Genomic DNA, 20,825 nt, shown 5'->3' with positions numbered 1-20,825 from the left:
GTGAAGAGGGTGTGCCAAGACCGACTGTAACCCGGCTGAAACAGTTGAGTTAGGGCAGTCTGAGCAGACTCTCGGACCATAGAGAAAGGCTATGAGTTCGATAACCTGCTAATTTTTCTGGATGGTCTACCCTCACATCAGACGTTCTGAAACAAGGGGACTAGCCATGCTCGCGCATCTGCCAGCGGCCTTACAGAATCTGCAGTTACCGTTACGGCTCAGACTCTGGGATGGTCATGAGTTCAATCTGGGCCCAACACCCAGCGTCACCATTGTGGTCAAGGATCCACAGATGGTTGCCCAATTCACTCATCCCAACCTGAATCTGCTGGGCAGCGCTTTTGTTGAGGGCAAACTGGAACTCGAAGGCTCGATCAATGAAGTCATTCGGGTGTGCGATGCTCTGAGCCAGGCCCTTCTGGATGAGAGCGACGATCTTCAGCCGGTGCGCTCCGAGCACGACAAAGCCACCGATGCGGCGGCCATCTCCTACCACTACGACCTGTCCAATGCCTTCTATCAGCTCTGGCTTGATAGCGACATGGTCTATTCCTGTGCCTATTTCGAGACCGGCAGCGAGACGCTCGAGCAAGCCCAGCAAGCCAAGTTTCGCCATCTGTGCCGCAAACTGCGCCTGCAACCCGGCGAGTACCTGCTGGATGTCGGTTGCGGTTGGGGCGGGCTGGCGCGCTTCGCGGCCCGGGAGTTCAGCGCGAAGGTATTCGGCATCACCTTGAGCAAGGAACAATTGGACCTGGCTCGCGAGCGGGTGGCGGCCGAGGGCCTTGAAGATCAGGTCGAACTGCAGTTGCTCGATTACCGTGAGTTGCCCCAAGACGGCCGTTTCGACAAGGTGGTGAGTGTCGGCATGTTCGAGCATGTGGGCCACGCGAACCTGGCGCAGTACTGTAAGACCCTGTTCGGCGCGGTGCGCGAGGGCGGGCTGGTGATGAACCACGGGATCACCGCCAGGCACACCGACGGTCGGCCAGTCGGGCGGGGCTTCGGTGAATTCATTGGACGTTATGTATTCCCCAACGGCGAGCTGCCGCATCTGTCGATGATTTCGGCAGAGATCAGCGAAGCCGGGCTGGAAATTGTCGACGTCGAAAGCCTGCGTCTGCATTACGCGCGCACCCTGGACCATTGGAGTGAACGCCTGGAGGACAATCTGGACGCCGCCGCGAAACTGGTACCGGAACAAGCGCTACGCATCTGGCGGCTGTATCTGGCGGGGTGCGCTTACGCGTTCGCCAGGGGCTGGATCAATCTGCACCAGATCCTCGCGGTAAAGACCCACGCCGACGGCAGCCATGAACTGCCGTGGACTCGCGACGATATCTACAACCCTTAAAGGATCGGCGATATCAGCCGGGCGATCCGCATGCCCAGTTGTTGCAGGCGGTGGGTCTCCCGGCTTTCGCCTTTGGCAATCTCGTGTGCCAGGGCAAAGTCAGCGTTGAGCATGTGCTCAACCTCGGCGGCGAACTGGCTGTCGACGGTCAGCAGCATCACTTCGAAGTTGAGCCGGAATGAACGGTTGTCCAGATTCGCGCTGCCGATGGCGCTGATTTCGCTGTCGATCAGCACCACCTTTTGATGCACGAAACCGGGCTCATAACGGAACACCCGCACCCCGGCCCGCACCGCTTCGAAAGCAAAGAGACTGGAGGCCGCGTAGACGATGCGGTGATCTGGTCGCGAAGGCAGCAGAATCCGCACATCCACACCGCGCAATACCGCTAGCCGCAGCGCGGCGAACACTGCTTCGTCGGGAATGAAATACGGGCTGGTGATCCAGATCCGCTCGTTCGCCGAATGAATGGCTTCGACAAAAAACAGCGAACAGGTTTCATAAGAGTCGGCAGGACCGCTGGCCAGCAGTTGGCAGAGCACGCCGGCGTCTGGAAAGGTGTCCGGCAGGATCAACGGTGGCAACTGGCGTGCCGCCCAGAACCAGTCTTCGGCGAACGACTCCTGCATGCAGGCTACCACCGGTCCAGTGACTGCTATATGGGTGTCGCGCCAAGGTGCCAGGGGCGGTTTCTCTCCCATGTATTCGTCGCCGACGTTGTGCCCGCCAACAAATCCGAACAGGCCATCGACCACGACAATTTTACGGTGATTGCGAAAGTTGACCTGGAAGCGATTAAGCCACCCACTGCGGGTGGCAAAGGCTTTGACTTGCACGCCGGCATCACGCAGTGGCTGAACATAGCTGTGGGGCAGGGTGTGACTGCCAATGCGGTCGTAGAGCACGTAGATCGCCACGCCTTCGGCGGCTTTCTCCTTCAGCAAGGCCTGCAGGCGTCGACCGAGCTGGTCGTCGTGGATGATAAAGAACTGGATCAATACCGCTTGCCGAGCGTTACGGATGGCCTCGAAAATCGCCGTGAACGTGGCTTCGCCGTTGATCAGCAGGCGAACCTGATTATTCGCCAGGCACGGCATGCGCCCCAGTTTGGGCATGGCTCGTAGCGAGGCATAGGCCTTCGAGGCGCGGGCGGCCAGCGCTTCTTCGACCCAAGGGCGCCAGTTCAGATCGGCAATGGCTTTGCGCATCTCTTCGTTGGCCTGGCGCCTGGCCTTGATATAGGCATCGAAAGTACTGCGCCCGAAGACCAGATAGGGGATAAGTGTCAGATAAGGAATGAACAGCAGGGACATGGCCCAGGCAATCGCGCCTTGGGCGGTGCGGACGGTGAATACCGCATGGATGGCGGCGATCATGCCCAGCGAGTGAGTAATGGCGATCAGATAACCGAAAACATGCGGGCCAAAATAATCCATGGTGGCAGCCTGACTCCTGAAGATTCAATGCTTAACAGACCATGTTCCACGGCGAATGTCGCTATTTAATTCGCCATGCAACCCAAGTCAATTTTTGACGTCTAACGGCCACTATTCTCTAGGAGTTACTCGATGAACGTTCGTCTGCTGGGTTTGGCCATGGCTGTTGGTTTGTCGCTTCCTGTGGCCGCTCAGGCCCAGATGCTGCAGCCTGGCTTGTGGGAATTGACTTCGAGCAATATGAAAGTCGACGATCAGAATCTGCCGGATCTCCAGATGATCCTTGGCCAGGTGCAGAGCCAGATGACTCCGCAACAACGGGCCATGCTGGAGAAGCAGGGCATTACCATGGGCGGCAAAGGCATTCGGGTCTGCCTGACTCCTGAGCAGGTCAAGTCCGACACTATTCCGTTGCAGGACCCGCAATCGGGCTGCAAGCAGGAAGTCACCGAGCGTCTGGGTAACCAGTGGAAATTCCGCTTCAGCTGCCCGAAAGCCCAGGGTACGGGCGTGGCCAACTTCCTTAGCGATAGAGAGTTCACGACCAAGGTCAACGGCACCTTCAATGCCACCGGCATCCAACAAAAGGGCAGCCTGGATACCCGCGCGGTGTGGATGGGGCAGGATTGCGGGACAGTTAAACCAAGAGCCTAAGAGCTTCGCGGGCAAGCGAATGGCGCCCGGCCCTTCCCACAGCTCCTACGCGAACTCTGTGGGAGCGGGTTTGCCCGCGAAGATGTTAGAACACGCACCGCAGAAAACACCGAATAAAGTTGGCATCCAGCCGCAACCGCTCACACACCTATTCAACACCCATCTGTTCCAAATCCACCCATTGCGACCGCGACCTCACATACCCCCTCAGCCATTTCTAACGCATAAACCTCAGTGGCAAACCCCGGCAGCCGTCATAGAGACGATTGGCGTGCCAGGCAATTTGCCCCGAAACCAGCGTGGTGCTGACGCTGTGGCGAAAGCGCCGCTCGGCAAAGGGCGTCCAGCCGCACTGGGCGAGGATCGGTTGCCGGTCGACGGCCTTCCCATAGGGCTCCGCTTTGATCAGCACCAAATCGGCCCAATAACCTTCGCGCAGGTAACCGCGGTCGGGAATGGCGAACAGGTCGGCGACCCGATGGCTGGTTTTTGCCACCAGGGTGGTCAGCGGCAGAAGTTGATCGGCCACTAGTTCCAGCAGCGCGGGGAGGGCGTGTTGCACCAGAGGCAAGCCGGAAGGAGCCTGACAGTAGGGCTGTTGTTTTTCGGCCCAGGTGTGAGGAGCGTGGTCGCTGCCGATCACGTCCAGGCGGTTGCCCAGCAAAGCCTGGCGCAAGGCATCGCGATCGGCCTGGGCCTTGATCGCCGGGTTGCACTTGATCAGGTTGCCAAGGCTGTTGTAGTCGCGGTCATCGAACAGCAAGTGGTGCAGGCAGACTTCGGCGGTGATGTGTTTCTCGGCCAGCGGTTTGTCTTCGAACAGGGCCAGCTCGCGAGCGGTGGTCAGGTGCAAAACATGCAGTCGCGTGCCGTGACGCTTGGCCAAATCCACGGCCATCGAGGAAGAGCGAAAGCAGGCTTCGGCGTCGCGAATCAGTGGATGGGCTCCCGCTGGAATGGCCCCTCCGAACAGTTCCTGCAGATTGCGTTCGTTGGCTTGAATACTCGGAGTGTGCTCGCAATGGGCGAGCAGAATGGTTGGCACTTCGGCAAACAACCGCTCGAGAATCCGTGGATCATCCACCAGCATGTTGCCGGTGGAGGCGCCCATGAAGACTTTTACCCCGGCCACTGAACAGGGATCGAGGGCGGCGATGGTGTCGAGGTTGTCGTTGCTGACGCCGAAGTGAAAACCGTAGTTGGCCACCGAACTGATCGCCGCACGGCGCTTCTTGTCGGCCAGTGCGGCGAGGCTCAGAGTCGCTGGACGGGTGTTGGGCATGTCCATGAAGCTGGTAATGCCACCGGCCACGGCGGCCCGCGATTCGGTGTAAAAACTGCCCTTGTCCGGCGCTCCCGGATCGCGGAAATGCACCTGATCATCGATCATGCCTGGCAGCAGCCACTGGCCTTGGGCGTCGATTTCCGTGGCCGCGTTTTCGCCTTCGATGCTGGCGGCAATCTTCACGATGCGCCCGTGATCCACCAGTAGATCGCCTTCGAATTCCCGGCCTTCGTTAACCAACAGGGCGTTGCGGATCAGCACACTGTTCATGGTCAAAACTCGTTCTGCAGGGCTTTATAGCCGCGCACCAGATCGACGTTGGTCCGCGCCACATCCTCGGAAAATTCCGAAGCACTGATGCTGACGGGAGGGAACTGCGAGAGGTCGGTCTTGGGCCCGATGCGGGTGGTCGAGGGCACGTAGAAGTCTTCGGGCAAGTCCCTACCATCGACCACCGAGTTGTGCCGCACCACGCAACCGTCACCCACCGCGCAGTTGAACAGCACGCTGTTGAAACCGATGAACACCCGGTTGCCGACCTGACAGGGACCATGAACGATGGAGCGGTGGGCGATCGAGCTGAACTCGCCGATGGTCACTGCCGCCCCGGATTTGGAGTGGATCACCACCCCGTCCTGGATGTTTGAATTGGCACCGATGGTGATCGGTTCCATCTCGCCGCAGGCGTCGACTTCATCGGCGCGAATCACGGCGTAAGGGCCGACGAAGACGTTCTCGCCGATTACCACCTTACCGCAGATGATCGCGGTTTTATCCACATAGGCGGACTCGGCGATCACTGGCAGATCACCCGACGGGTTTTTACGAATCATGAGTTGGGCTCCTCTTCGGCAGCGCTGATGACCTGCACCGCGCCGTCACGAATGGCGTTGTAGAAACAGTTCGGCCGACCGGTGTGACAGGCCGGACCATGTTGGTCGACCAGCAGCAACACGGCGTCGCCGTCGCAGTCGAGGCGCGCTTCGATCAGCCGTTGGCGGTGGCCGGAGGTCTCGCCTTTGCGCCATAGTTGCTGGCGCGAGCGTGACCAGTAACAAACCTGATGGCTGGCCAGGGTTTCAGCCAGCGCCTTACGATTCATCCAGGCGAGCATCAGCACCTCACCGCTGTCGTGTTGCTGGGCGATGGCGGCGATCAATCCATCGTTGTTCCACGGCAACGCATCGAACACGCCAGTGAGGGGCCAGCGACTGCCAAGAGCGGCGCTTTCCAGGTCCTGCATCGACAGCCGCGGGCGCTCGATCATGGTTTGCTCAAGGCTCCGTAAAGGGTGTTGAGGTTATATTCGAACAACCCGATAAAGGTGCTGGCCGGACCTTCGGCGGCGAGGGCGTCGGAGTACAAGGTGCCGCCGATATGCGCGCCGCTCTCTTCGGCAATTTGCTTGAGCAGGCGCGCGTCCTTGATGTTTTCCATGAACAGCGCGTTGACGTTGGCCTGACGGATCTGGGTGATCAACGCAGCGACTTCGGCGGCCGAGGGTTCACGCTCGGTGGACAGACCTTGAGGCGCCATGAAGTCGATGCCGTAGGCCTGGCCGAGATAACCGAAAGCGTCGTGGGAGGTGACGATCTTGCGATTGCCCGGGGGCAGGGAACCGAGCTTGGCCTTGGCTTCGGCCAGCAGACGGTAGATCTGTTTCAGGTAGGCTTGGCTGTTACGTTCGTAGTCGGCCTTGTGCGCTGGATCAGCCGCGATCAACGCCTTGCTGATGTTGCTCACATAGAGCTCGCTGTTCGCCAGGTTGTGCCAGGCGTGCGGGTCGGGAATGCTGTCGCCGTCCTCATCCAGGGTTCGCGGGATTACTCCACGGCTGGCGCTGATTACTGGGGTTTTGGTCTCAGTGCTGGTGACCAGGCGATCCAGCCAAGGCTCGAAACCCAGACCATTTTTAATGATCAGCCTGGCCTTGAGCAACGCCTTGGCGTCGTCCGGGGTGGGCTCATAGGTGTGGGCGTCGGCGTCTGGCCCGACCAGGTTGGTGATCTGGATATGCTCGCCGCCGACCTGTCGGGTCATGTCGGCGAGGATGCTGAAACTGGTGACCACCTGCAGCTTCTCTGTGGCCGACAGCGACAACGGCAGCAGCAGACTGAACAGCACGAGTAGCGCGCGCATCGGGTAACACCTCATTGGGATGTGAGCAAAGGCGGGCGATGCAGCAAGCCGTGCACCGGACCGAACACCACGGACAACAAATACAACGCGCCAGCCACCAGCACGATGGCCGGCCCGCTGGGCAGCGAGTAGTAGAACGACAGCAACAGACCGAGCCATACCGAGAGGCAACCGAGCATCGCGGCGATGGCCATCAGCACCGGCAGGCGTCTGCTCCAGAAACGCGAAGCCGCTGCCGGCAACATCATCAAACCGACCACCATCAGCGCGCCGATGGCCTGGAAGCCGATCACCAGATTCAGCACTACCAGGGTTAGAAACAGCCCATGTGCCAGTGGTCCGAGGCGGCTGACTGTTTGCAGGAATAGCGGGTCGAGGGTGTCCAGTAGCAGTGGTTTGTATATCGCAGCCATGGCAATCAGACTGAAGGTCGAGACCCAGAGCATGCCGGTCAGAGTCGGTCCATCGACGGCGAGCGCTGAGCCGAATAGCAGATGCAACAAGTCCAGGCGCTTGCCGGCCATTCCGAGAATCAGCACACCGCAGGCCAGGGAAATCGGGTAGATCGCCGCGAGGCTGGCGTCTTCCCGCAGGCCAGTGCGACGGGTGATCCACGCTGCAAGTCCGGCCATGCTCAGGCCGGCACCGAGGCCGCCGAGGGTCAGCGCAGGCAGACTCAAACCAGCGAACCAGAAGCCCAGGGCGGCGCCGGGCAAGATCCCGTGAGCCACCGCATCGCCGATCAGGCTCATGCGCCGCAGAATCAAGAACACTCCGAGCGGTGCGGTGCTGCAGGCTAATACCAGACCGCCGAGCAAGGCCCGACGCATGAACAGGAACTCGTGGAACGGTTGCCAAAGTTGGGCGGCGGCGACCATCACGCCACCTGCATCAAAGGCTGTTGTGAGATCAGTTCGACACTGGGCGCGAGCACGCAGCCGCTGCATTTGATCAGCAGTGTTTGAGGGATGTGTCGGCGGACAGCCGCCAGGTCATGGCAAACGACGACTAGTGTCCGGCCTTCAGCATGCCAGGCGTGGATGTGTTTCCAGAGCAGTGCCTGGCCAAGTTCGTCGAGTGCAGCATGAGGTTCGTCGAGCAATAGCAGTGGCGCTCCGGTCAGGCTCAAACGGGCGAGCAGGGCGCGTTGCAATTCACCACCGGACAAAGCCATCAATGGACGATGTTCCAGGCCCCTCAAGCACCAGTCTTCCAGTACGGTTTGCAGGCGTTGGCTGCGGATCGGTGGTGCTGAATGGCTACCCCAGAGACCAGCGGCCACCAACTCTCGAAGATTGATGGGGAACTGTCGATCCAGATGCTGCTGTTGCGGTAGAAAAGACAGACTGCCGCGTCGTGGAACCTCCAGTTCGACTTTACCGGCCAAGGGCTTCTGCAAACCGGCAATGACTTTCAGCAGGCTGCTTTTGCCTGAACCATTGGCGCCAATTACTGCAGTCAGACTGCCGCTGGCCAGTTCGAAGGAAACCGGGGGAGTGAGCGGTTGGCCGGGCGCACCCCAACGCAAGCCTTCGCAACGGATCATAGTGCCTCCCAGTTCCAGCGGCTTTCGGCCACGGCGTCGTGGGCGTGCAGACTTTCGGCGTGGACGACTCGCAGGTAGAAGGCGCTGATGCCTGGCGATCTTTTCAGGGCCAGGTTCAGTCGTCGGGCGGCGTCTTCGCAGAACATCAGATTCTGACCATTGGCCAAGGCAAAGGCTTGTTCGTCGGCGCGTTTCACTGCGGTTTGAACGGCGGTGCCGAGGGCGGCTTCCGCGTCGTTGATCACGGCAATCAGTGGCAATCCTTCCAGAAAATCGTCCAAACGCAGCTGCAACTGCGCGCTGCTTCGCTGGCTATGGGGCGTCGCAACGATACCTTCCGAAGAGCCGAGCCAAGCCAGAACATCGGCGTGCTGCAACGCTTTGTTGGCAAAGTCCTCGACAAATTGCTGCTGAATCAGCTGTCTCGAAAGGGCAGCTGAGCAGGGGCAAGTTGAGGAATAACCCACCTCAATTTTTAGTTCCACGTGGAACATTTCGTTTTTTAGCCGCGCTTCAATGCTCACCGGATAGGTTTTCCACCCGGCCAAAGGGCTGACCAAGGCGGGTCGTTTGAGCAGCAGATCGGTGTGGATTCGCAGAGAGGCGCTGCTGGCCAACCCGTCATGACTGTCGAGAAAACGTTGCAGCACCTGACGCAAAAGCAGCGGTGTGAGGTTTTCCAGTTCGAGCATTTCCAGCGCCAGATACAGCCGTGACATATGAATCCCGCGAGCCTCGCCATCGTCGAGGCTGACGCCCGCATCCGCCTTGGCGCTGATTCGCTGGCCATCGATCAACGCCGGTAAAGCAATGCCGCACATGCCCACCCATTCGAGTGGCAAGGCTTGGCGTGAGGCCTGCGCGGCGATATCCGGCAGAGTCAGCGCGTTCATGGGCAGGTCCATCGTTGTAGGTGATTTATAATGTTATACTATAACATCAGCGAAAGCATTAAGAGCTGCGCGAACGCCATCAACGGACGTTTTGACCAGCCACATCTGATGAGGAATACCTGATGCCCAATCGCCTTCCCGTTACCGTGTTGTCCGGATTTCTCGGCGCCGGTAAAAGCACACTACTGAACTACGTTCTGCGCAATCGCGAGAACCTTCGAGTGGCGGTGATCGTCAACGATATGAGCGAAATCAACATCGACGGCAGTGAGGTTCAGCGCGATGTCACGCTCAATCGCGCCGAAGAAAAACTCGTTGAAATGAGCAACGGCTGCATTTGCTGCACCCTGCGCGAAGACTTGCTGGAGGAAGTCAGCAAGCTCGCCAGGGACGGTCGTTTCGATTACCTGTTGATCGAGTCCACCGGCATTTCCGAGCCGTTGCCGGTGGCGGAAACCTTCACCTTTCGTGATGAAGAAGGCCAGAGCCTGGCCGACATTGCCCGGCTCGACACTATGGTCACGGTGGTCGACGGCATGAACTTCCTGCTCGACTACCAGGCCGCCGAGAGCCTCGCTTCCCGCGGTGAAACCCTGGGCGAAGAGGACGAGCGTTCGATCACCGATCTGCTGATCGAGCAGATCGAATTCGCCGACGTGATCCTGATCAGCAAGATCGATTTGATCAGTAGCAGCGAACGCCAGGAGTTGATCGCTATCCTCGAACGGCTCAATTCCCAGGCTGAAATCATTCCCATGGTGATGGGTGAAGTGCCGTTGAAGAAGATCCTGAATACCGGGCGTTTCGACTTCGAGCGTGCCGCTCAGGCACCGGGCTGGCTGCAGGAACTACGCGGTGAGCATGTGCCGGAAACCGAGGAATACGGCATTGCCTCGACGGCCTATCGAGCGCGGCGACCCTTTCATCCCCAGCGTTTTTACCGCTTCATCGACCGCCCTTGGGTGAATGGCAAACTGTTGCGCTCCAAGGGCTTTTTCTGGCTGGCCAGCAAGCATCAGGAGGCAGGAAGCTGGTCCCAGGCCGGGGGGATGATGCGCCATGGTTTTGCCGGACGCTGGTGGCGATTCGTGCCGAAACCACAGTGGCCACAGGACCAGGAAAGCACCTCGGCGATCATGGAAAGCTGGACCGCGGCCACCGGTGATTGTCGTCAGGAACTGGTGTTCATTGGTCAGAACATCGACTTCGCCGGGCTTACCGAAGAGCTCGACAATTGTCTGCTGACCGATGACGAAATGGCCTTGGGCGTGGAAGGCTGGCGACTGATGATCGACCCTTTCGGCCCTTGGCATGACGAGGAGGCGGCTTGATGTTACGTCCGCTACAGAACCCTGTGGGAGCGGCGGTGCGGCGATCCGACTTGCCCGCGAAGACAATCCTGCTTCCGGTACAGCTCCAGCGGCAGATACCCCGTCAAATTCACGGTGAAACCCCCGAGGTCTTCACGCATATCCTTGAAGACGGCATAAACCTGGCGATCTGGAAGCGCCAGTTACCGCTTCACATCGCCGAATTCGGCGCCTTGCTGCTGTCTCTCGGCGAGCCCTTGGCAGAATCACTGTCACTGGAACTGGATACTGATGATGCGCAGCCCAATCTGCGCGGCCTGGCTTCGGGTTTCAGTGATCTTGAGGGCTACGAAGGCTTCATCGCCGACGTTTCCTGGCTGGTCAGCGCCTTCGCCTGCCTGCTGGGTGCCAGGTGCGTCGGTTTGCGTCTGCGGGTGCTGGACAAGGCCATGTGCCCGCGTTTCCATGTCGATCATGTGCCGGTGCGCCTGATCACCACCTACGCCGGCATCGGCAGCCAATGGCTGCGGGAAGGGGCGATGGATCGCCGGCAACTGGGCAAGGCCAGTGCCGAGCCCCAGGACAACTCACAGATTCAGCAAATCGCCTGCGGTGAAGTGGCCCTGCTCAAGGGTGAGAAATGGCACGGTAACGAAGGCTTCGGCCTGATCCACCGCTCGCCGCAACCGGCCCCGGGAGAGCGTCGGTTGATCCTGACCCTCGACTGGCTGAGCTAGGTGCGCTCAAGGTTTCAGCCATTTGCCCTGGCTCTGGCTTTCACAGAACGGCTGCAAGTACGCCGCATCGGAAGCCACGCCGTAATAGTGAATATCCTGCCGGTAAGGCATATTGGCCACTTGGGCGTTGCTGCAAACACCGAAGGCGCCGACAGGACATTGCTCGGTAAACGCAACTTCGACTTTCTGACCGGCCAGTTTTGGCTGGCAGAAGCCGTCGTTGAACAGTTTTTCCGGGATGTTGCGGTTCTGCTGGCAGACTTTGACGTCGAGCCGATCGGCCTGACTATGGACCACACAGGCCTGGGCCAGTACCTCGCCTGAGCCGAGTGCCAATAGCAGTGGCAAGTAAATCACCCGCATCCTTCACCTCCTTAGAAACCGTAGAACATGCTGCAGAACATTCCTACCCACGTCATTGCCGGGCCGCTCGGCGCCGGCAAGACCAGTCTGATCAAGCACCTGCTGGCGCAGCGGCCGGCCCATGAGCGTTGGGCGGTGCTGATCAATGAATTTGGTCAGATCGGCCTGGATGCCGCGTTGCTGACTCAGGATGCCGATGGTATCGCGCTGGGGGAAGTCGCTGGCGGTTGTTTGTGTTGTGTGAATGGCGCGCCGTTCCAGGTCGGGCTTGGGCGCTTGTTGCGTAAGGGGCGTCCGGACCGACTGTTTATCGAGCCTTCCGGGTTGGGGCATCCGGCACAGTTGCTCAAGCAATTGCGCGATGCGCCGTGGCACGGCGTGTTGGCGGTTCAGCCGTGTGTGCTGGTGCTCGATGCCCAGGCACTGGCGGCCGGAAAACCTCTGCCTGCGGCGCAGCAGGGGGCGTTGGCTAGCGCTGGTCTGTTATTGCTGAACAAGGACGAGCGGCTCAGTGATGTTGATCGCCAGCGGATCATCGAAAAGTTGCCGGATTGTCCTGTGTACTGGACGCAGCAGGCAGCTTTGCCGCTGGCAGAGTTGCCCGGCGTACAGTCTCAAGCAAATGCAGGTGTGGATAACTTTACCGCGCCCAAAGGCCTGGCGCAGATGCCAGCTGTATGGACTGATCCGACACTACCGATTTGCCTGAGCAAGCAACAGGAAGGTGGCTGGAGCATTGGTTGGCGTTGGCACCCCAGTCAGCAATTCCAGGCAAGGCAGCTACAGCAATGGCTTGAACGCCTCGACTGGCAAAGGGCCAAGCTGGTTATCCACAGCACGGACGGCTGGGTTTCTGCCAATGCAGTGGATAACTCTGATTTGCACTGGCAACCCAGCGAATGGCGACGTGATTCCCGAATCGAGCTGATATTCAACGAGCCGCAGGGCGCGGAGGGGCTACAAAAGGCCTTGGCAGCGTGCCGTGTAGCCCAGGCTTGATCTTGCCTTTGCTTCAACTACGCCACTTGTTATGTTCCTGGCGCCACTGGTTCAATTCGATCACTTCGGCACTCGGCGTCGGGGCTTTGGCCTCGAACGGGTAGGGCGCCAGCTCGATCTGCGCGCTGTGGGCACCGAACTGGGTGATGGTTCCACTGTGGCGCGTTTCGCCGGTCACGGTGAATTCGAAATTATAGATGCGGGCCAGGCGCCGACGACCGTTGGCATCCTTGACGAAGCCAATCCGCTTCAACGCCACATTACCGTCCAGCAGTTCGATATCGAGCTTGGCGCAATGCTGCTTGACCCGCTCCAGTGCCCGTTCTCGCAAGCCGTGGTTGTGCCACAGCCAGGCGCAGCCGGTGGCCAGCAACATCAGCACGAAGATATTTCCAAGGGTCAGCATGTACGAGCACTCCAACAAAGTAGTGTCAGCTTAACTGCGTCTTTGGTCTGTCGTACAGGCTGTGTTTAGTCGCATACTGCGCGGCTCGAATTTCAATCGGTTTACGGAAATCTCGCATGAAACGTACACCCCATCTGCTCGCCATCCAGTCCCATGTGGTCTTCGGCCATGCCGGCAACAGCGCCGCGGTGTTTCCAATGCAGCGCGTCGGGGTAAATGTCTGGCCGCTCAATACCGTTCAGTTCTCCAACCATACTCAATATGGTCAGTGGACGGGAGAGGTATTGGCACCGCAGCAGATTCCGGCGCTGGTGGAAGGTATCGCGGCGATTGGCGAACTGGGTAACTGCGATGCAGTACTGTCCGGCTATCTGGGCAGCGCGGCTCAGGGACGGGCGATCCTCACGGGGGTAGCACGGATCAAGGCGATCAATCCCAAGGCCTTGTACCTGTGTGATCCGGTGATGGGGCATTCGGAAAAAGGCTGTAGCGTGCCGGCCGAGGTCAGTGACTTCCTGCTGGAAGAAGCCGCGGCGATGGCTGACTTCATGTGCCCGAATCAACTGGAACTGGACAGCTTCTCCGGGCGCAAACCGAAGTCGTTGTTCGATTGCCTGGCCATGGCGCGAGCGTTGTTGGCCCGTGGCCCGAAGGCGGTGCTGGTCAAGCATCTGGATTATCCCGGCAAGCTGGCGGACTGCTTCGAGATGTTGCTGGTGACCGCCGAGGGTAGTTGGCATCTGCGTCGGCCGCTGCTGGCCTTTCCGCGCCAACCGGTGGGCGTCGGCGACCTGACGTCCGGCCTGTTCCTGGCTCGGGTGCTGTTGGGCGACAGCCTGCTGGCAGCCTTCGAGTTTGCCGCCGCGGCGGTGCACGAAGTGCTGCTGGAAACCCAGGCGTGTGCCAGCTACGAGCTGGAACTGGTACGCGCCCAGGACCGGATTGCCCATCCGCGAGTGCGGTTCGAGGCGATGGCGATTAGCCTGTAGGAGCTGCCGCAGGCTGCGATCTTGGCGATATCAGCAACGCCGCATTTCTTAAGGCGCATCCGCCTTGATGTCCTGATAGCGCTTTTCCAGCTCCTGGCGGATCTGCCGACGCTGCTTTGCCTGGATGAACCGGCGATGGTCTTCGCTGGTTACCGGTTGCAGTTGCGGCACGACCGCAGGTTTGCGCTGGTCATCGACCGCGACCATGGTGAAAAAGCAGCTATTGGTGTGGCGCACCGAGCGCTCGCGAATATTTTCCGTCACTACTTTGATCCCCACCTCCATCGAGGTGTTGCCGGTGTAGTTGACCGACGCGAGGAAGGTCACCAGTTCGCCGACATGGATCGGCTCACGGAAGATCACCTGATCCACCGACAGGGTGACCACATAGCGCCCCGCAAAGCGGCTGGCGCAGGCATAGGCGACTTCGTCGAGGTATTTGAGCAGGGTACCGCCGTGGACATTGCCAGAGAAGTTGGCCATGTCGGGGGTCATCAGTACCGTCATAGACAGCTGGGCGTTTCCGGGTTCCATAGCACACTCACGATTCTAGGCAGGATTGCGGGAGGCACCTCTGCGGGCGCTTGATGACTTTTTCGAAACCATCCTTAACGGGACGCTGCGCTTGTGGCGACCGTCACGTTCGGATCGATCTGTTTCCATATATTGCACCGCCTTACTGCTGGAAGTCGCGGTGTTACCCTTCAAAAGCCCGGATCAAAGGCATTTCCTACCGGGATAAGAGAATTGTATTTCGCTCACTCAGCCCTTTGCAGTCGCTCGGGTGATTGAGCGACAGCTTCAGCTCGCACCCCAAGGAGCCCCACCATGCATGCCATCAGTTTTATTCAGGATCTGGCAGTGATCATGCTGGTCGCGGGTGTGGTGACCATTCTTTTTCATCGGCTCAAACAACCGGTAGTGCTCGGTTACATTGTCGCCGGTTTCATCATCGGCCCGCACACTCCACCGTTCGGGTTTATCCACGATGAGCAGACCATCAAGACTCTGGCGGAGCTGGGGGTGATCTTCCTGATGTTCTCCCTGGGCCTGGAGTTCAGTCTGCGCAAGTTGTTCAAGGTCGGCGCCACGGCCTTTATCGCGGCCTTTCTCGAAATCGTGCTGATGATCTGGATCGGCTATGAAATCGGTCGCTGGTTCGACTGGAACACCATGGACTCGCTGTTCCTCGGCGCGATTCTGGCCATCTCCTCGACCACCATCATCGTCAAGGCGCTCAACGATCTGAAGATGAAGAACCAGCGCTTTGCGCAGCTGATCTTCGGCGTGTTGATCGTCGAAGACATTCTCGGTATCGGCATCATAGCGCTGCTGTCGAGCATCGCGGTCAGCGGTACGGTCAGTTCCGGTGAAGTGTTTTCCACGGTCGGCAAGCTCTCGTTGTTCATGATTGTCGCCCTGGTAATCGGCATTCTGCTGGTACCGCGGCTGCTGGCCTATGTGGCGAAATTCGAAAGCGACGAGATGCTGCTGATCACTGTGCTGGGCCTGTGTTTCGGCTTCTGCCTGCTGGTCGTCAAACTGGAATACAGCATGGTGCTGGGGGCATTCCTGATCGGCGCGATCATGGCCGAATCCCGGCAGCTGCTGAAAATAGAGCGGCTGATCGAGCCGGTTCGCGATTTGTTCAGCGCGATTTTCTTCGTCGCCATCGGCTTGATGCTCGACCCGCAGATCCTGCTGCAATACGCCTGGCCGATCGCGGTGATCACGGTCGCGGTGGTGCTGGGCAAAATATTGTCCTGCGGGCTGGGTGCCTTTATCGCCGGCAATGATGGACGTACCTCATTGCGGGTCGGCATGGGCCTTTCACAAATTGGGGAGTTTTCTTTCATTATCGCGGCTCTGGGCATGACCTTGCAGGTCACCAGTAACTTCCTCTATCCAGTGGCCGTGGCCGTGTCGGTGTTAACGACTTTGCTGACCCCCTACCTGATTCGCGCGGCCGACCCGTTGTCGCTGAAGCTTGCGGCGGTGATGCCACACAGTCTGGCTCGTGTATTGGGGATGTATGGAGAATGGCTGCGCAGCATCCAGCCCCATGGGCAGGGTGCGCTGCTGGCGAAAATGATTCGGCGGATCCTGCTACAGGTGGGGGTCAATCTCGCGCTGGTGATGGCGATCTTTTTGTCCTGCGGTTTTTTCGCCGTGCACCTTGGCGGTTATCTGCAAGGCTGGGTAAGTGACCCTGGTTGGCAGAAAGCATTGATCTGGGGTGGCGCGCTGCTGCTGTCGTTGCCGTTCTTAATCGCCGCGTATCGCAAGCTCAAGGCTTTGTCGATGCTGTTGGCAGAGATGGGGGTGAAAGCGGAAATGGCCGGGCGTCATACCCAACGCGTGCGGCGAGTGATTGCCGAGGTGATACCGATTCTATCGTTGCTGGTGATTTTCTTGCTGCTGGCGGCATTGTCGTCGAGCATTCTGCCGACCAACGAGCTGTTGATAGTGATTGTCGTTGTTGCGGCGGCGGTCGCGGCGCTGCTATGGCGCTGGTTTATTCGAGTGCATACGCGGATGCAGGTCGCTCTGCTGGAAACCCTGGATAACCACAAGGACTCAGGCGAGCATTGAAGCCCGCTCCAGCTCGACGCTGGAAGCGGGCTCGCGATATCAGCTTTCCAGCCAGACGTCTCGCGCCCAGTGCCACACCGATTCCCAGGTTTCTTCGGTGACCAGCTCTTCTTCGGCCGACCACAACACTACGGTGCCGTCTTCTTCGACGCAGTAGTAATCGTCACCGTCCTGGCAGATCGGGATCAACTCCCGGGGAACCCCAGCGTCCCAGGCGTTAGCGGCCACCTCGGGCAGGTAGGTATGGGACTGGGGGTCCGTAACGGTGACCGGCTCCAGGCTGCCGTAGACGACATCGCTGACGGTCAGCAGGAATTCCTTGAAGACAAAGGGAATGTCGATGAACAGCTGTTCTTCGATCTCCACCAGTAAATCGTCATCTGGCAGTTCCAACGGGACCGGCACAGGTTCATTTTTTTCACGCAGTTCTTCAATGACTTCTTCCACGACCTCAATCCTCTTGCTCTATGGCGCGGTTTGTATGGGGCGGTTTATACAGTAGCTCGGTATAAGTGCAACCGTGAAATAGAAAACCCCAGCCGAGGCTGGGGTTTTTGTTTCAACATACTCAACGCAGAGCTTGGGATCAGCCGTTCTGGCGGATACCTGCAACCAGCCATGGCTGGTTTTCGCCTTGTGGGCGTTCCATGTTCCAGCTTTCGTTGAAGACTTCGCCCTGGTCGAAGCGCGAGGTTTTCGACATACCACTGAACGTCAGGGTGGCGACAGTCTTGTCGGAGCGATCATCCACGCCGTCCAGCTGTACATTGAGATTATCAATGTAAGTGGACTGGAAGCCTTCGCCCAGTTCGGCACGTTCCTTTTTCAGGAACTCCAGCAGTTGTGGCGTGACGAATTCGGCAATCTTGTCCATTTCGTTGGCGTCCCAGTGCTGCTGCAGGGACTGGAAGTGGCTGCGTGCCGCTTCAATGAAGCGCTCTTCGTTGAACCAGGCCGGTGCGTTGATCACCGGACGAGCGGCTGCGGCAGGTGCTGCCGAACCACCGAAGATCGACCCTGGAGCCGGTTTCTGCTCGAACACTTCACGCTGCATTGGTGCGTGGCCAGCTGGAGCCATGTGCGCTTGCTGCTTGCGGCGACGAGCGGCGATGAAACGGAAGATCAGGAAGGCGATGACCGCCATGATCAGGATGTCGAAGATCTGCATGCCCTGGAACCCGCCGCCCATGAACATGGAGGCCAGCAGGCCACCGGCAGCGATGCCGGCCAGAGGGCCGAGCCAGCGCGAAGCACCGCCAGCCTTGGCGGCAGCGCCTGCGGCACCGGCCGCACCCGCAGTGGCGGCAGCACCGCCCGCGGCAGAAGAAGGAGCCATTTGGCTAGTCTGGTGCGTCGGCGCAGCGCCGGCGCTTTTGCCGCCACCAAAGCGCTTGGCGTTGGCGTCGAGGCTCATCGTCAGGCCGATGCACAACGCCATGGCGATGCTAAGAAAACGTTTCATAAAGGGAATTCCCATTTGTGGATGGCACGCGCGCCATGTTGCACAGCTGAAGTGTTACTGGCTAGCGGCAGAGTGTTTCGGGCTTTTGCTTGGCCATCTGTGAAGAAGCGCAGTTGGTGGCGTAAGGCCGGTAATGTTTGGGCCGTAGGCCGGTTGGATAAGTTCTGTAGGAATGTGATTGATATTGGTCCGTGGCGTACAAAATCAAGGCCAGGCTGACCAATATCAGCACGGGAGTCCATGTGCCGCACCTTTTTTATCAGGTCAACCTATGGGCGCGGGCTTGCTCGCGGATGGCAGCCGCGCGGTTTATCAGAAACACCGCGTCATCGTTCAACGCCGCCCGGAGCAAGCCCGCACACATAAGTCTTCAGGCAGTCTTTAGACGGCTTCCAGCTTGGCATAACCCATCATCAGCCACTTGCTGCCTTCACTGAAGTTCACCTGGACCCGTGCCTGAGCGCCAGCGCCTTCGAAGTTGAGGATCACCCCGTCGCCGAATACCGAGTGCCGCACCTGCTGGCCAAGGCTGAACGCGGTTTCCGGGATCTCGGTGCCGCTGAACATGCTGCTCGAACTTTGCTTCTGGCCGCCGCCGAACGGTCGGCTGACGCTATTGGACAGTCGCACTTCCTGAATCAGCCCTTTCGGTACCTCACGTACGAAGCGGGAAACCTTGTTGTAGGTTTCGCTGCCGTACAGGCGTCGGGTCTCGGCATAGGTCATCACCAGGTTTTGCATGGCCCGGGTGATGCCAACGTAGGCCAGGCGGCGTTCCTCTTCCAGGCGACCGGGTTCTTCCAGGCTCATCTTGTGCGGGAACAGACCTTCTTCCATGCCTACCAGGAACACGTAAGGGAATTCCAGGCCTTTGGCGCTGTGCAGCGTCATCAGCTGAATACTGTCTTCGTGTTCGTCGGCTTGGGTATCGCCGGCTTCCAGCGACGCATGGCCGAGGAAAGCCGCCAGCGGCGACAGGTCGGCGTCTTCTTCGGCGTTTTCGAAGTTGCGCGCGGCGCTGACCAACTCCTCAAGGTTTTCTACCCGAGCCTGGCCTTTCTCGCCTTTTTCCGCCTCGTGATAGGCAATCAGCCCGGACTGCTCGATGACCGTCTGGGTCATCAGGTGCAATGGCATGTCCACGGTTTTCGCCGCGAGGTTCTCGATCAGCTCGACAAACGCCCCCAGGGCACCGGCTGCGCGACCGGTCAGGCCTTTATTGGCCACCAGCAGGCGCATCGCTTCCCACATTGATACATCGCTGTGGCGCGCGTGCTCACGGATCGCTTCGACGGTTTTCTCGCCAATGCCCCGGGCAGGGACGTTGATCACCCGCTCCAGCGCTGCATCGTTGCCGCGACCTTCGAGTAAACGCAGGTAGGCCATGGCGTTCTTGATTTCGGCCCGTTCGAAGAAGCGCTGCCCGCCGTAGATCCGATATGGGATGCGTTCGCGCAGCAAGGCTTCTTCCAGCACCCGGGATTGGGCGTTGGAGCGATACAAAATGGCGATATCGCTGCGAGCCATACCGGTTTTCAGGGCGCTTTCGATGGTTTCCACCACGTAGCGCGCTTCATCGTGTTCGTTGAAGGCGGCGTACAGGTTGATCGCTTCGCCTTCACCGCCATCGGTCCACAGCTCTTTGCCCAGGCGCCCGGTATTGTTGGCGATCAAGGCGTTGGCGGCCTTGAGGATACCGGCGGTGGAGCGGTAGTTCTGTTCCAGACGAATGGTTTCGGCGTCCGGGAAGTCTTCGGAATATTGATGGATGTTTTCGATTTTCGCGCCACGCCAGCCGTAGATCGACTGGTCGTCATCGCCGACCACCATCAGGCTGTCGCCGCCCTTGGCCAGCAGCCGCAACCAGGCGTACTGCACGGCGTTGGTGTCCTGGAACTCGTCCACCAGCACATGACGGAAGCGTTTTTGATAGTGCGCCAGCAAGCCCGGGTGATCGCGCCACAGATCGAGGGCGCGCAACAGCAACTCGGAGAAGTCGATCACCCCGGCGCGCTGGCAAGCGGCCTCGTAGGCCTCATAGATGCTGCGCATGGTGGCCAGGAACAGATCGCCGCTGGCTTGAATGTGTTGCGGTCGCAGACCTTCGTCTTTCTGCCCATTGATAAACCACTGCGCCTGACGGGCCGGCCAGCGTTGCTCGTCCAGACCCAGCTCGCGGATCACTCGCTTGACCAGCCGTTGCTGGTCGTCGCTGTCGAGGATCTGGAAGGTCTGGCTGAGCCCCGCTTCCTGCCAGTGCGCCCGCAACAAGCGGTGCGCCAGGCCGTGGAAGGTGCCAACCCACATGCCGGCCGGGCTGATGCCCAGCAACTGCTCGATGCGATGACGCATCTCGGCAGCGGCCTTGTTGGTGAAGGTCACCGACAGAATCGAGTGTGACGAGGCTTGCTCGACCTGGATCAACCAGGCGATGCGGTGCACCAGCACACGGGTTTTACCGGAACCAGCACCGGCCAGGACCAACTGACGACCCACGGAGGCAGCTACGGCCTGGCGTTGGGCATCGTTGAGGGAGTTCAGCAGAAAGGAGAGATCATCGCGCATCGGAACATTCTAGGGTGCCGGACCGCACCGGGCAAACCGAGCTTTGGTTTAACCGATAAAAAGAAGCGCCGGGGACGACCGGTCAGTCATTCGCT

Annotated in this window: 21 protein-coding genes; 7 read left to right on the top strand and 14 right to left on the bottom strand. The window is 59.4% G+C overall.

Features of this window, described 5'->3' with window-relative positions; all coding sequences use genetic code 11:
- Window positions 1-166 precede the first annotated feature (166 nt).
- On the top strand, window positions 167-1,354 hold the full coding sequence (gene cfaB, locus ACA064_RS31175) for a C17 cyclopropane fatty acid synthase CfaB (protein ID WP_497671519.1): 1,188 nt from the start codon (window positions 167-169) through the stop codon (window positions 1,352-1,354).
- Here the strand turns inward: cfaB and cls are convergent.
- Entirely contained in the window at window positions 1,351-2,790 is a 1,440-nt protein-coding gene (cls, locus tag ACA064_RS31170; RefSeq protein WP_497671518.1) for a cardiolipin synthase, read from the bottom strand. The genes cfaB and cls overlap by 4 nt on opposite strands.
- Before the next feature lie 132 nt (window positions 2,791-2,922).
- Here cls and ACA064_RS31165 point away from each other — a divergent pair, with 132 nt between their 5' ends.
- Complete coding sequence (locus tag ACA064_RS31165; protein WP_497671517.1) at window positions 2,923-3,444, top strand: DUF3617 domain-containing protein; 522 nt, start codon at window positions 2,923-2,925, stop codon at window positions 3,442-3,444.
- A 217-nt stretch (window positions 3,445-3,661) separates the two neighbouring features.
- Here ACA064_RS31165 and ACA064_RS31160 read toward each other — a convergent pair whose 3' ends face one another.
- Genes ACA064_RS31160 through folE2 form a run of 7 tightly spaced genes read right to left on the bottom strand, consistent with a single transcriptional unit; the run spans window position 3,662 to window position 9,307 of the window.
- Window positions 3,662-4,999: a dihydroorotase gene (locus ACA064_RS31160; protein WP_497671516.1), complete on the bottom strand. Its 1,338-nt coding sequence runs from the start codon at window positions 4,997-4,999 to the stop codon at window positions 3,662-3,664.
- A gap of 2 nt (window positions 5,000-5,001) precedes the next feature.
- Entirely contained in the window at window positions 5,002-5,562 is a 561-nt protein-coding gene (locus ACA064_RS31155) for a gamma carbonic anhydrase family protein (protein WP_497671515.1), read from the bottom strand.
- On the bottom strand, window positions 5,559-5,996 hold the full coding sequence (hisI, locus tag ACA064_RS31150) for a phosphoribosyl-AMP cyclohydrolase (RefSeq protein WP_497671514.1): 438 nt from the start codon (window positions 5,994-5,996) through the stop codon (window positions 5,559-5,561). Before hisI ends, ACA064_RS31155 begins: the two co-directional genes overlap by 4 nt.
- A complete protein-coding gene (locus tag ACA064_RS31145) occupies window positions 5,993-6,868 on the bottom strand; it encodes a metal ABC transporter substrate-binding protein (RefSeq protein ID WP_497671513.1) in 876 nt (291 codons plus the stop codon). Before ACA064_RS31145 ends, hisI begins: the two co-directional genes overlap by 4 nt.
- An 11-nt stretch (window positions 6,869-6,879) precedes the next feature.
- Complete coding sequence (locus ACA064_RS31140) at window positions 6,880-7,746, bottom strand: metal ABC transporter permease (RefSeq protein WP_497671512.1); 867 nt, start codon at window positions 7,744-7,746, stop codon at window positions 6,880-6,882.
- Complete coding sequence (locus ACA064_RS31135) at window positions 7,746-8,414, bottom strand: metal ABC transporter ATP-binding protein (protein ID WP_497671511.1); 669 nt, start codon at window positions 8,412-8,414, stop codon at window positions 7,746-7,748. The genes ACA064_RS31140 and ACA064_RS31135 overlap by 1 nt, the downstream gene beginning before the upstream one ends.
- A complete protein-coding gene (gene folE2, locus ACA064_RS31130; RefSeq protein WP_497671510.1) occupies window positions 8,411-9,307 on the bottom strand; it encodes a GTP cyclohydrolase FolE2 in 897 nt (298 codons plus the stop codon). The genes ACA064_RS31135 and folE2 overlap by 4 nt, the downstream gene beginning before the upstream one ends.
- A 122-nt stretch (window positions 9,308-9,429) precedes the next feature.
- Between folE2 and zigA the strand changes: the two genes are divergently transcribed.
- Together zigA and ACA064_RS31120 are read left to right on the top strand one after the other, a co-directional pair.
- Window positions 9,430-10,638: a zinc metallochaperone GTPase ZigA gene (gene zigA / locus ACA064_RS31125; protein WP_497671509.1), complete on the top strand. Its 1,209-nt coding sequence runs from the start codon at window positions 9,430-9,432 to the stop codon at window positions 10,636-10,638.
- On the top strand, window positions 10,638-11,354 hold the full coding sequence (locus ACA064_RS31120; protein WP_497671508.1) for a DUF1826 domain-containing protein: 717 nt from the start codon (window positions 10,638-10,640) through the stop codon (window positions 11,352-11,354). Before zigA ends, ACA064_RS31120 begins: the two co-directional genes overlap by 1 nt.
- Before the next feature lie 6 nt (window positions 11,355-11,360).
- On the opposite strand, the gene ACA064_RS31115 is transcribed toward ACA064_RS31120, so the two are convergent.
- Window positions 11,361-11,717, bottom strand: coding sequence for an NADH:ubiquinone oxidoreductase (locus ACA064_RS31115; RefSeq protein ID WP_497671507.1), 357 nt, complete (start codon window positions 11,715-11,717; stop codon window positions 11,361-11,363).
- A gap of 27 nt (window positions 11,718-11,744) precedes the next feature.
- Here ACA064_RS31115 and ACA064_RS31110 point away from each other — a divergent pair, with 27 nt between their 5' ends.
- Entirely contained in the window at window positions 11,745-12,716 is a 972-nt protein-coding gene (locus ACA064_RS31110; RefSeq protein ID WP_497671506.1) for a GTP-binding protein, read from the top strand.
- A gap of 13 nt (window positions 12,717-12,729) precedes the next feature.
- Here ACA064_RS31110 and ACA064_RS31105 read toward each other — a convergent pair whose 3' ends face one another.
- Window positions 12,730-13,122: a DUF3301 domain-containing protein gene (locus tag ACA064_RS31105; RefSeq protein WP_497671505.1), complete on the bottom strand. Its 393-nt coding sequence runs from the start codon at window positions 13,120-13,122 to the stop codon at window positions 12,730-12,732.
- A 116-nt stretch (window positions 13,123-13,238) separates the two neighbouring features.
- Here ACA064_RS31105 and pdxY point away from each other — a divergent pair, with 116 nt between their 5' ends.
- Complete coding sequence (gene pdxY / locus ACA064_RS31100; protein WP_150642141.1) at window positions 13,239-14,111, top strand: pyridoxal kinase PdxY; 873 nt, start codon at window positions 13,239-13,241, stop codon at window positions 14,109-14,111.
- A 48-nt stretch (window positions 14,112-14,159) separates the two neighbouring features.
- On the opposite strand, the gene ACA064_RS31095 is transcribed toward pdxY, so the two are convergent.
- Window positions 14,160-14,645 (bottom strand): acyl-CoA thioesterase, encoded by a 486-nt coding sequence (locus tag ACA064_RS31095; RefSeq protein WP_497671504.1) that lies wholly within the window; start codon window positions 14,643-14,645, stop codon window positions 14,160-14,162.
- A 294-nt stretch (window positions 14,646-14,939) separates the two neighbouring features.
- Here ACA064_RS31095 and ACA064_RS31090 point away from each other — a divergent pair, with 294 nt between their 5' ends.
- Complete coding sequence (locus ACA064_RS31090; protein WP_497671503.1) at window positions 14,940-16,703, top strand: cation:proton antiporter; 1,764 nt, start codon at window positions 14,940-14,942, stop codon at window positions 16,701-16,703.
- A gap of 39 nt (window positions 16,704-16,742) precedes the next feature.
- Here ACA064_RS31090 and ACA064_RS31085 read toward each other — a convergent pair whose 3' ends face one another.
- The 3 genes from ACA064_RS31085 to uvrD form a co-directional block, all read right to left on the bottom strand.
- Complete coding sequence (locus ACA064_RS31085; protein ID WP_497671502.1) at window positions 16,743-17,150, bottom strand: SMI1/KNR4 family protein; 408 nt, start codon at window positions 17,148-17,150, stop codon at window positions 16,743-16,745.
- Between the two features lie 139 nt (window positions 17,151-17,289).
- Window positions 17,290-18,165, bottom strand: coding sequence for a Tim44 domain-containing protein (locus ACA064_RS31080; protein WP_497671501.1), 876 nt, complete (start codon window positions 18,163-18,165; stop codon window positions 17,290-17,292).
- Between the two features lie 381 nt (window positions 18,166-18,546).
- Complete coding sequence (uvrD, locus tag ACA064_RS31075) at window positions 18,547-20,730, bottom strand: DNA helicase II (RefSeq protein WP_497671500.1); 2,184 nt, start codon at window positions 20,728-20,730, stop codon at window positions 18,547-18,549.
- Between the last annotated feature and the right edge of the window lie 95 nt (window positions 20,731-20,825).

The organism is Pseudomonas sp. LBUM1658, from assembly GCF_059716055.1.
This window is presented reverse-complemented; position numbering and strand designations above follow the sequence as displayed.

Bases quoted from the DNA above. Each gene is read 5' to 3' on its own strand.
- ACA064_RS31145 (WP_497671513.1), bottom strand. From the start codon at position 6,868: ATGCGCGCGCTACTCGTGCTGTTCAGTCTGCTGCTGCCGTTGTCGCTG.
- ACA064_RS31165 (WP_497671517.1), top strand. From the start codon at position 2,923: ATGAACGTTCGTCTGCTGGGTTTGGCCATGGCTGTTGGTTTGTCGCTT.
- cfaB (WP_497671519.1), top strand. From the start codon at position 167: ATGCTCGCGCATCTGCCAGCGGCCTTACAGAATCTGCAGTTACCGTTA.
- ACA064_RS31095 (WP_497671504.1), bottom strand. From the start codon at position 14,645: ATGGAACCCGGAAACGCCCAGCTGTCTATGACGGTACTGATGACCCCC.
- ACA064_RS31160 (WP_497671516.1), bottom strand. From the start codon at position 4,999: ATGAACAGTGTGCTGATCCGCAACGCCCTGTTGGTTAACGAAGGCCGG.
- ACA064_RS31080 (WP_497671501.1), bottom strand. From the start codon at position 18,165: ATGAAACGTTTTCTTAGCATCGCCATGGCGTTGTGCATCGGCCTGACG.
- ACA064_RS31135 (WP_497671511.1), bottom strand. From the start codon at position 8,414: ATGATCCGTTGCGAAGGCTTGCGTTGGGGTGCGCCCGGCCAACCGCTC.
- ACA064_RS31140 (WP_497671512.1), bottom strand. From the start codon at position 7,746: ATGGTCGCCGCCGCCCAACTTTGGCAACCGTTCCACGAGTTCCTGTTC.
- ACA064_RS31120 (WP_497671508.1), top strand. From the start codon at position 10,638: ATGTTACGTCCGCTACAGAACCCTGTGGGAGCGGCGGTGCGGCGATCC.
- ACA064_RS31155 (WP_497671515.1), bottom strand. From the start codon at position 5,562: ATGATTCGTAAAAACCCGTCGGGTGATCTGCCAGTGATCGCCGAGTCC.
- uvrD (WP_497671500.1), bottom strand. From the start codon at position 20,730: ATGCGCGATGATCTCTCCTTTCTGCTGAACTCCCTCAACGATGCCCAA.
- ACA064_RS31105 (WP_497671505.1), bottom strand. From the start codon at position 13,122: ATGCTGACCCTTGGAAATATCTTCGTGCTGATGTTGCTGGCCACCGGC.
- pdxY (WP_150642141.1), top strand. From the start codon at position 13,239: ATGAAACGTACACCCCATCTGCTCGCCATCCAGTCCCATGTGGTCTTC.
- cls (WP_497671518.1), bottom strand. From the start codon at position 2,790: ATGGATTATTTTGGCCCGCATGTTTTCGGTTATCTGATCGCCATTACT.
- ACA064_RS31090 (WP_497671503.1), top strand. From the start codon at position 14,940: ATGCATGCCATCAGTTTTATTCAGGATCTGGCAGTGATCATGCTGGTC.
- ACA064_RS31110 (WP_497671506.1), top strand. From the start codon at position 11,745: ATGCTGCAGAACATTCCTACCCACGTCATTGCCGGGCCGCTCGGCGCC.
- folE2 (WP_497671510.1), bottom strand. From the start codon at position 9,307: ATGAACGCGCTGACTCTGCCGGATATCGCCGCGCAGGCCTCACGCCAA.
- zigA (WP_497671509.1), top strand. From the start codon at position 9,430: ATGCCCAATCGCCTTCCCGTTACCGTGTTGTCCGGATTTCTCGGCGCC.
- hisI (WP_497671514.1), bottom strand. From the start codon at position 5,996: ATGATCGAGCGCCCGCGGCTGTCGATGCAGGACCTGGAAAGCGCCGCT.
- ACA064_RS31115 (WP_497671507.1), bottom strand. From the start codon at position 11,717: ATGCGGGTGATTTACTTGCCACTGCTATTGGCACTCGGCTCAGGCGAG.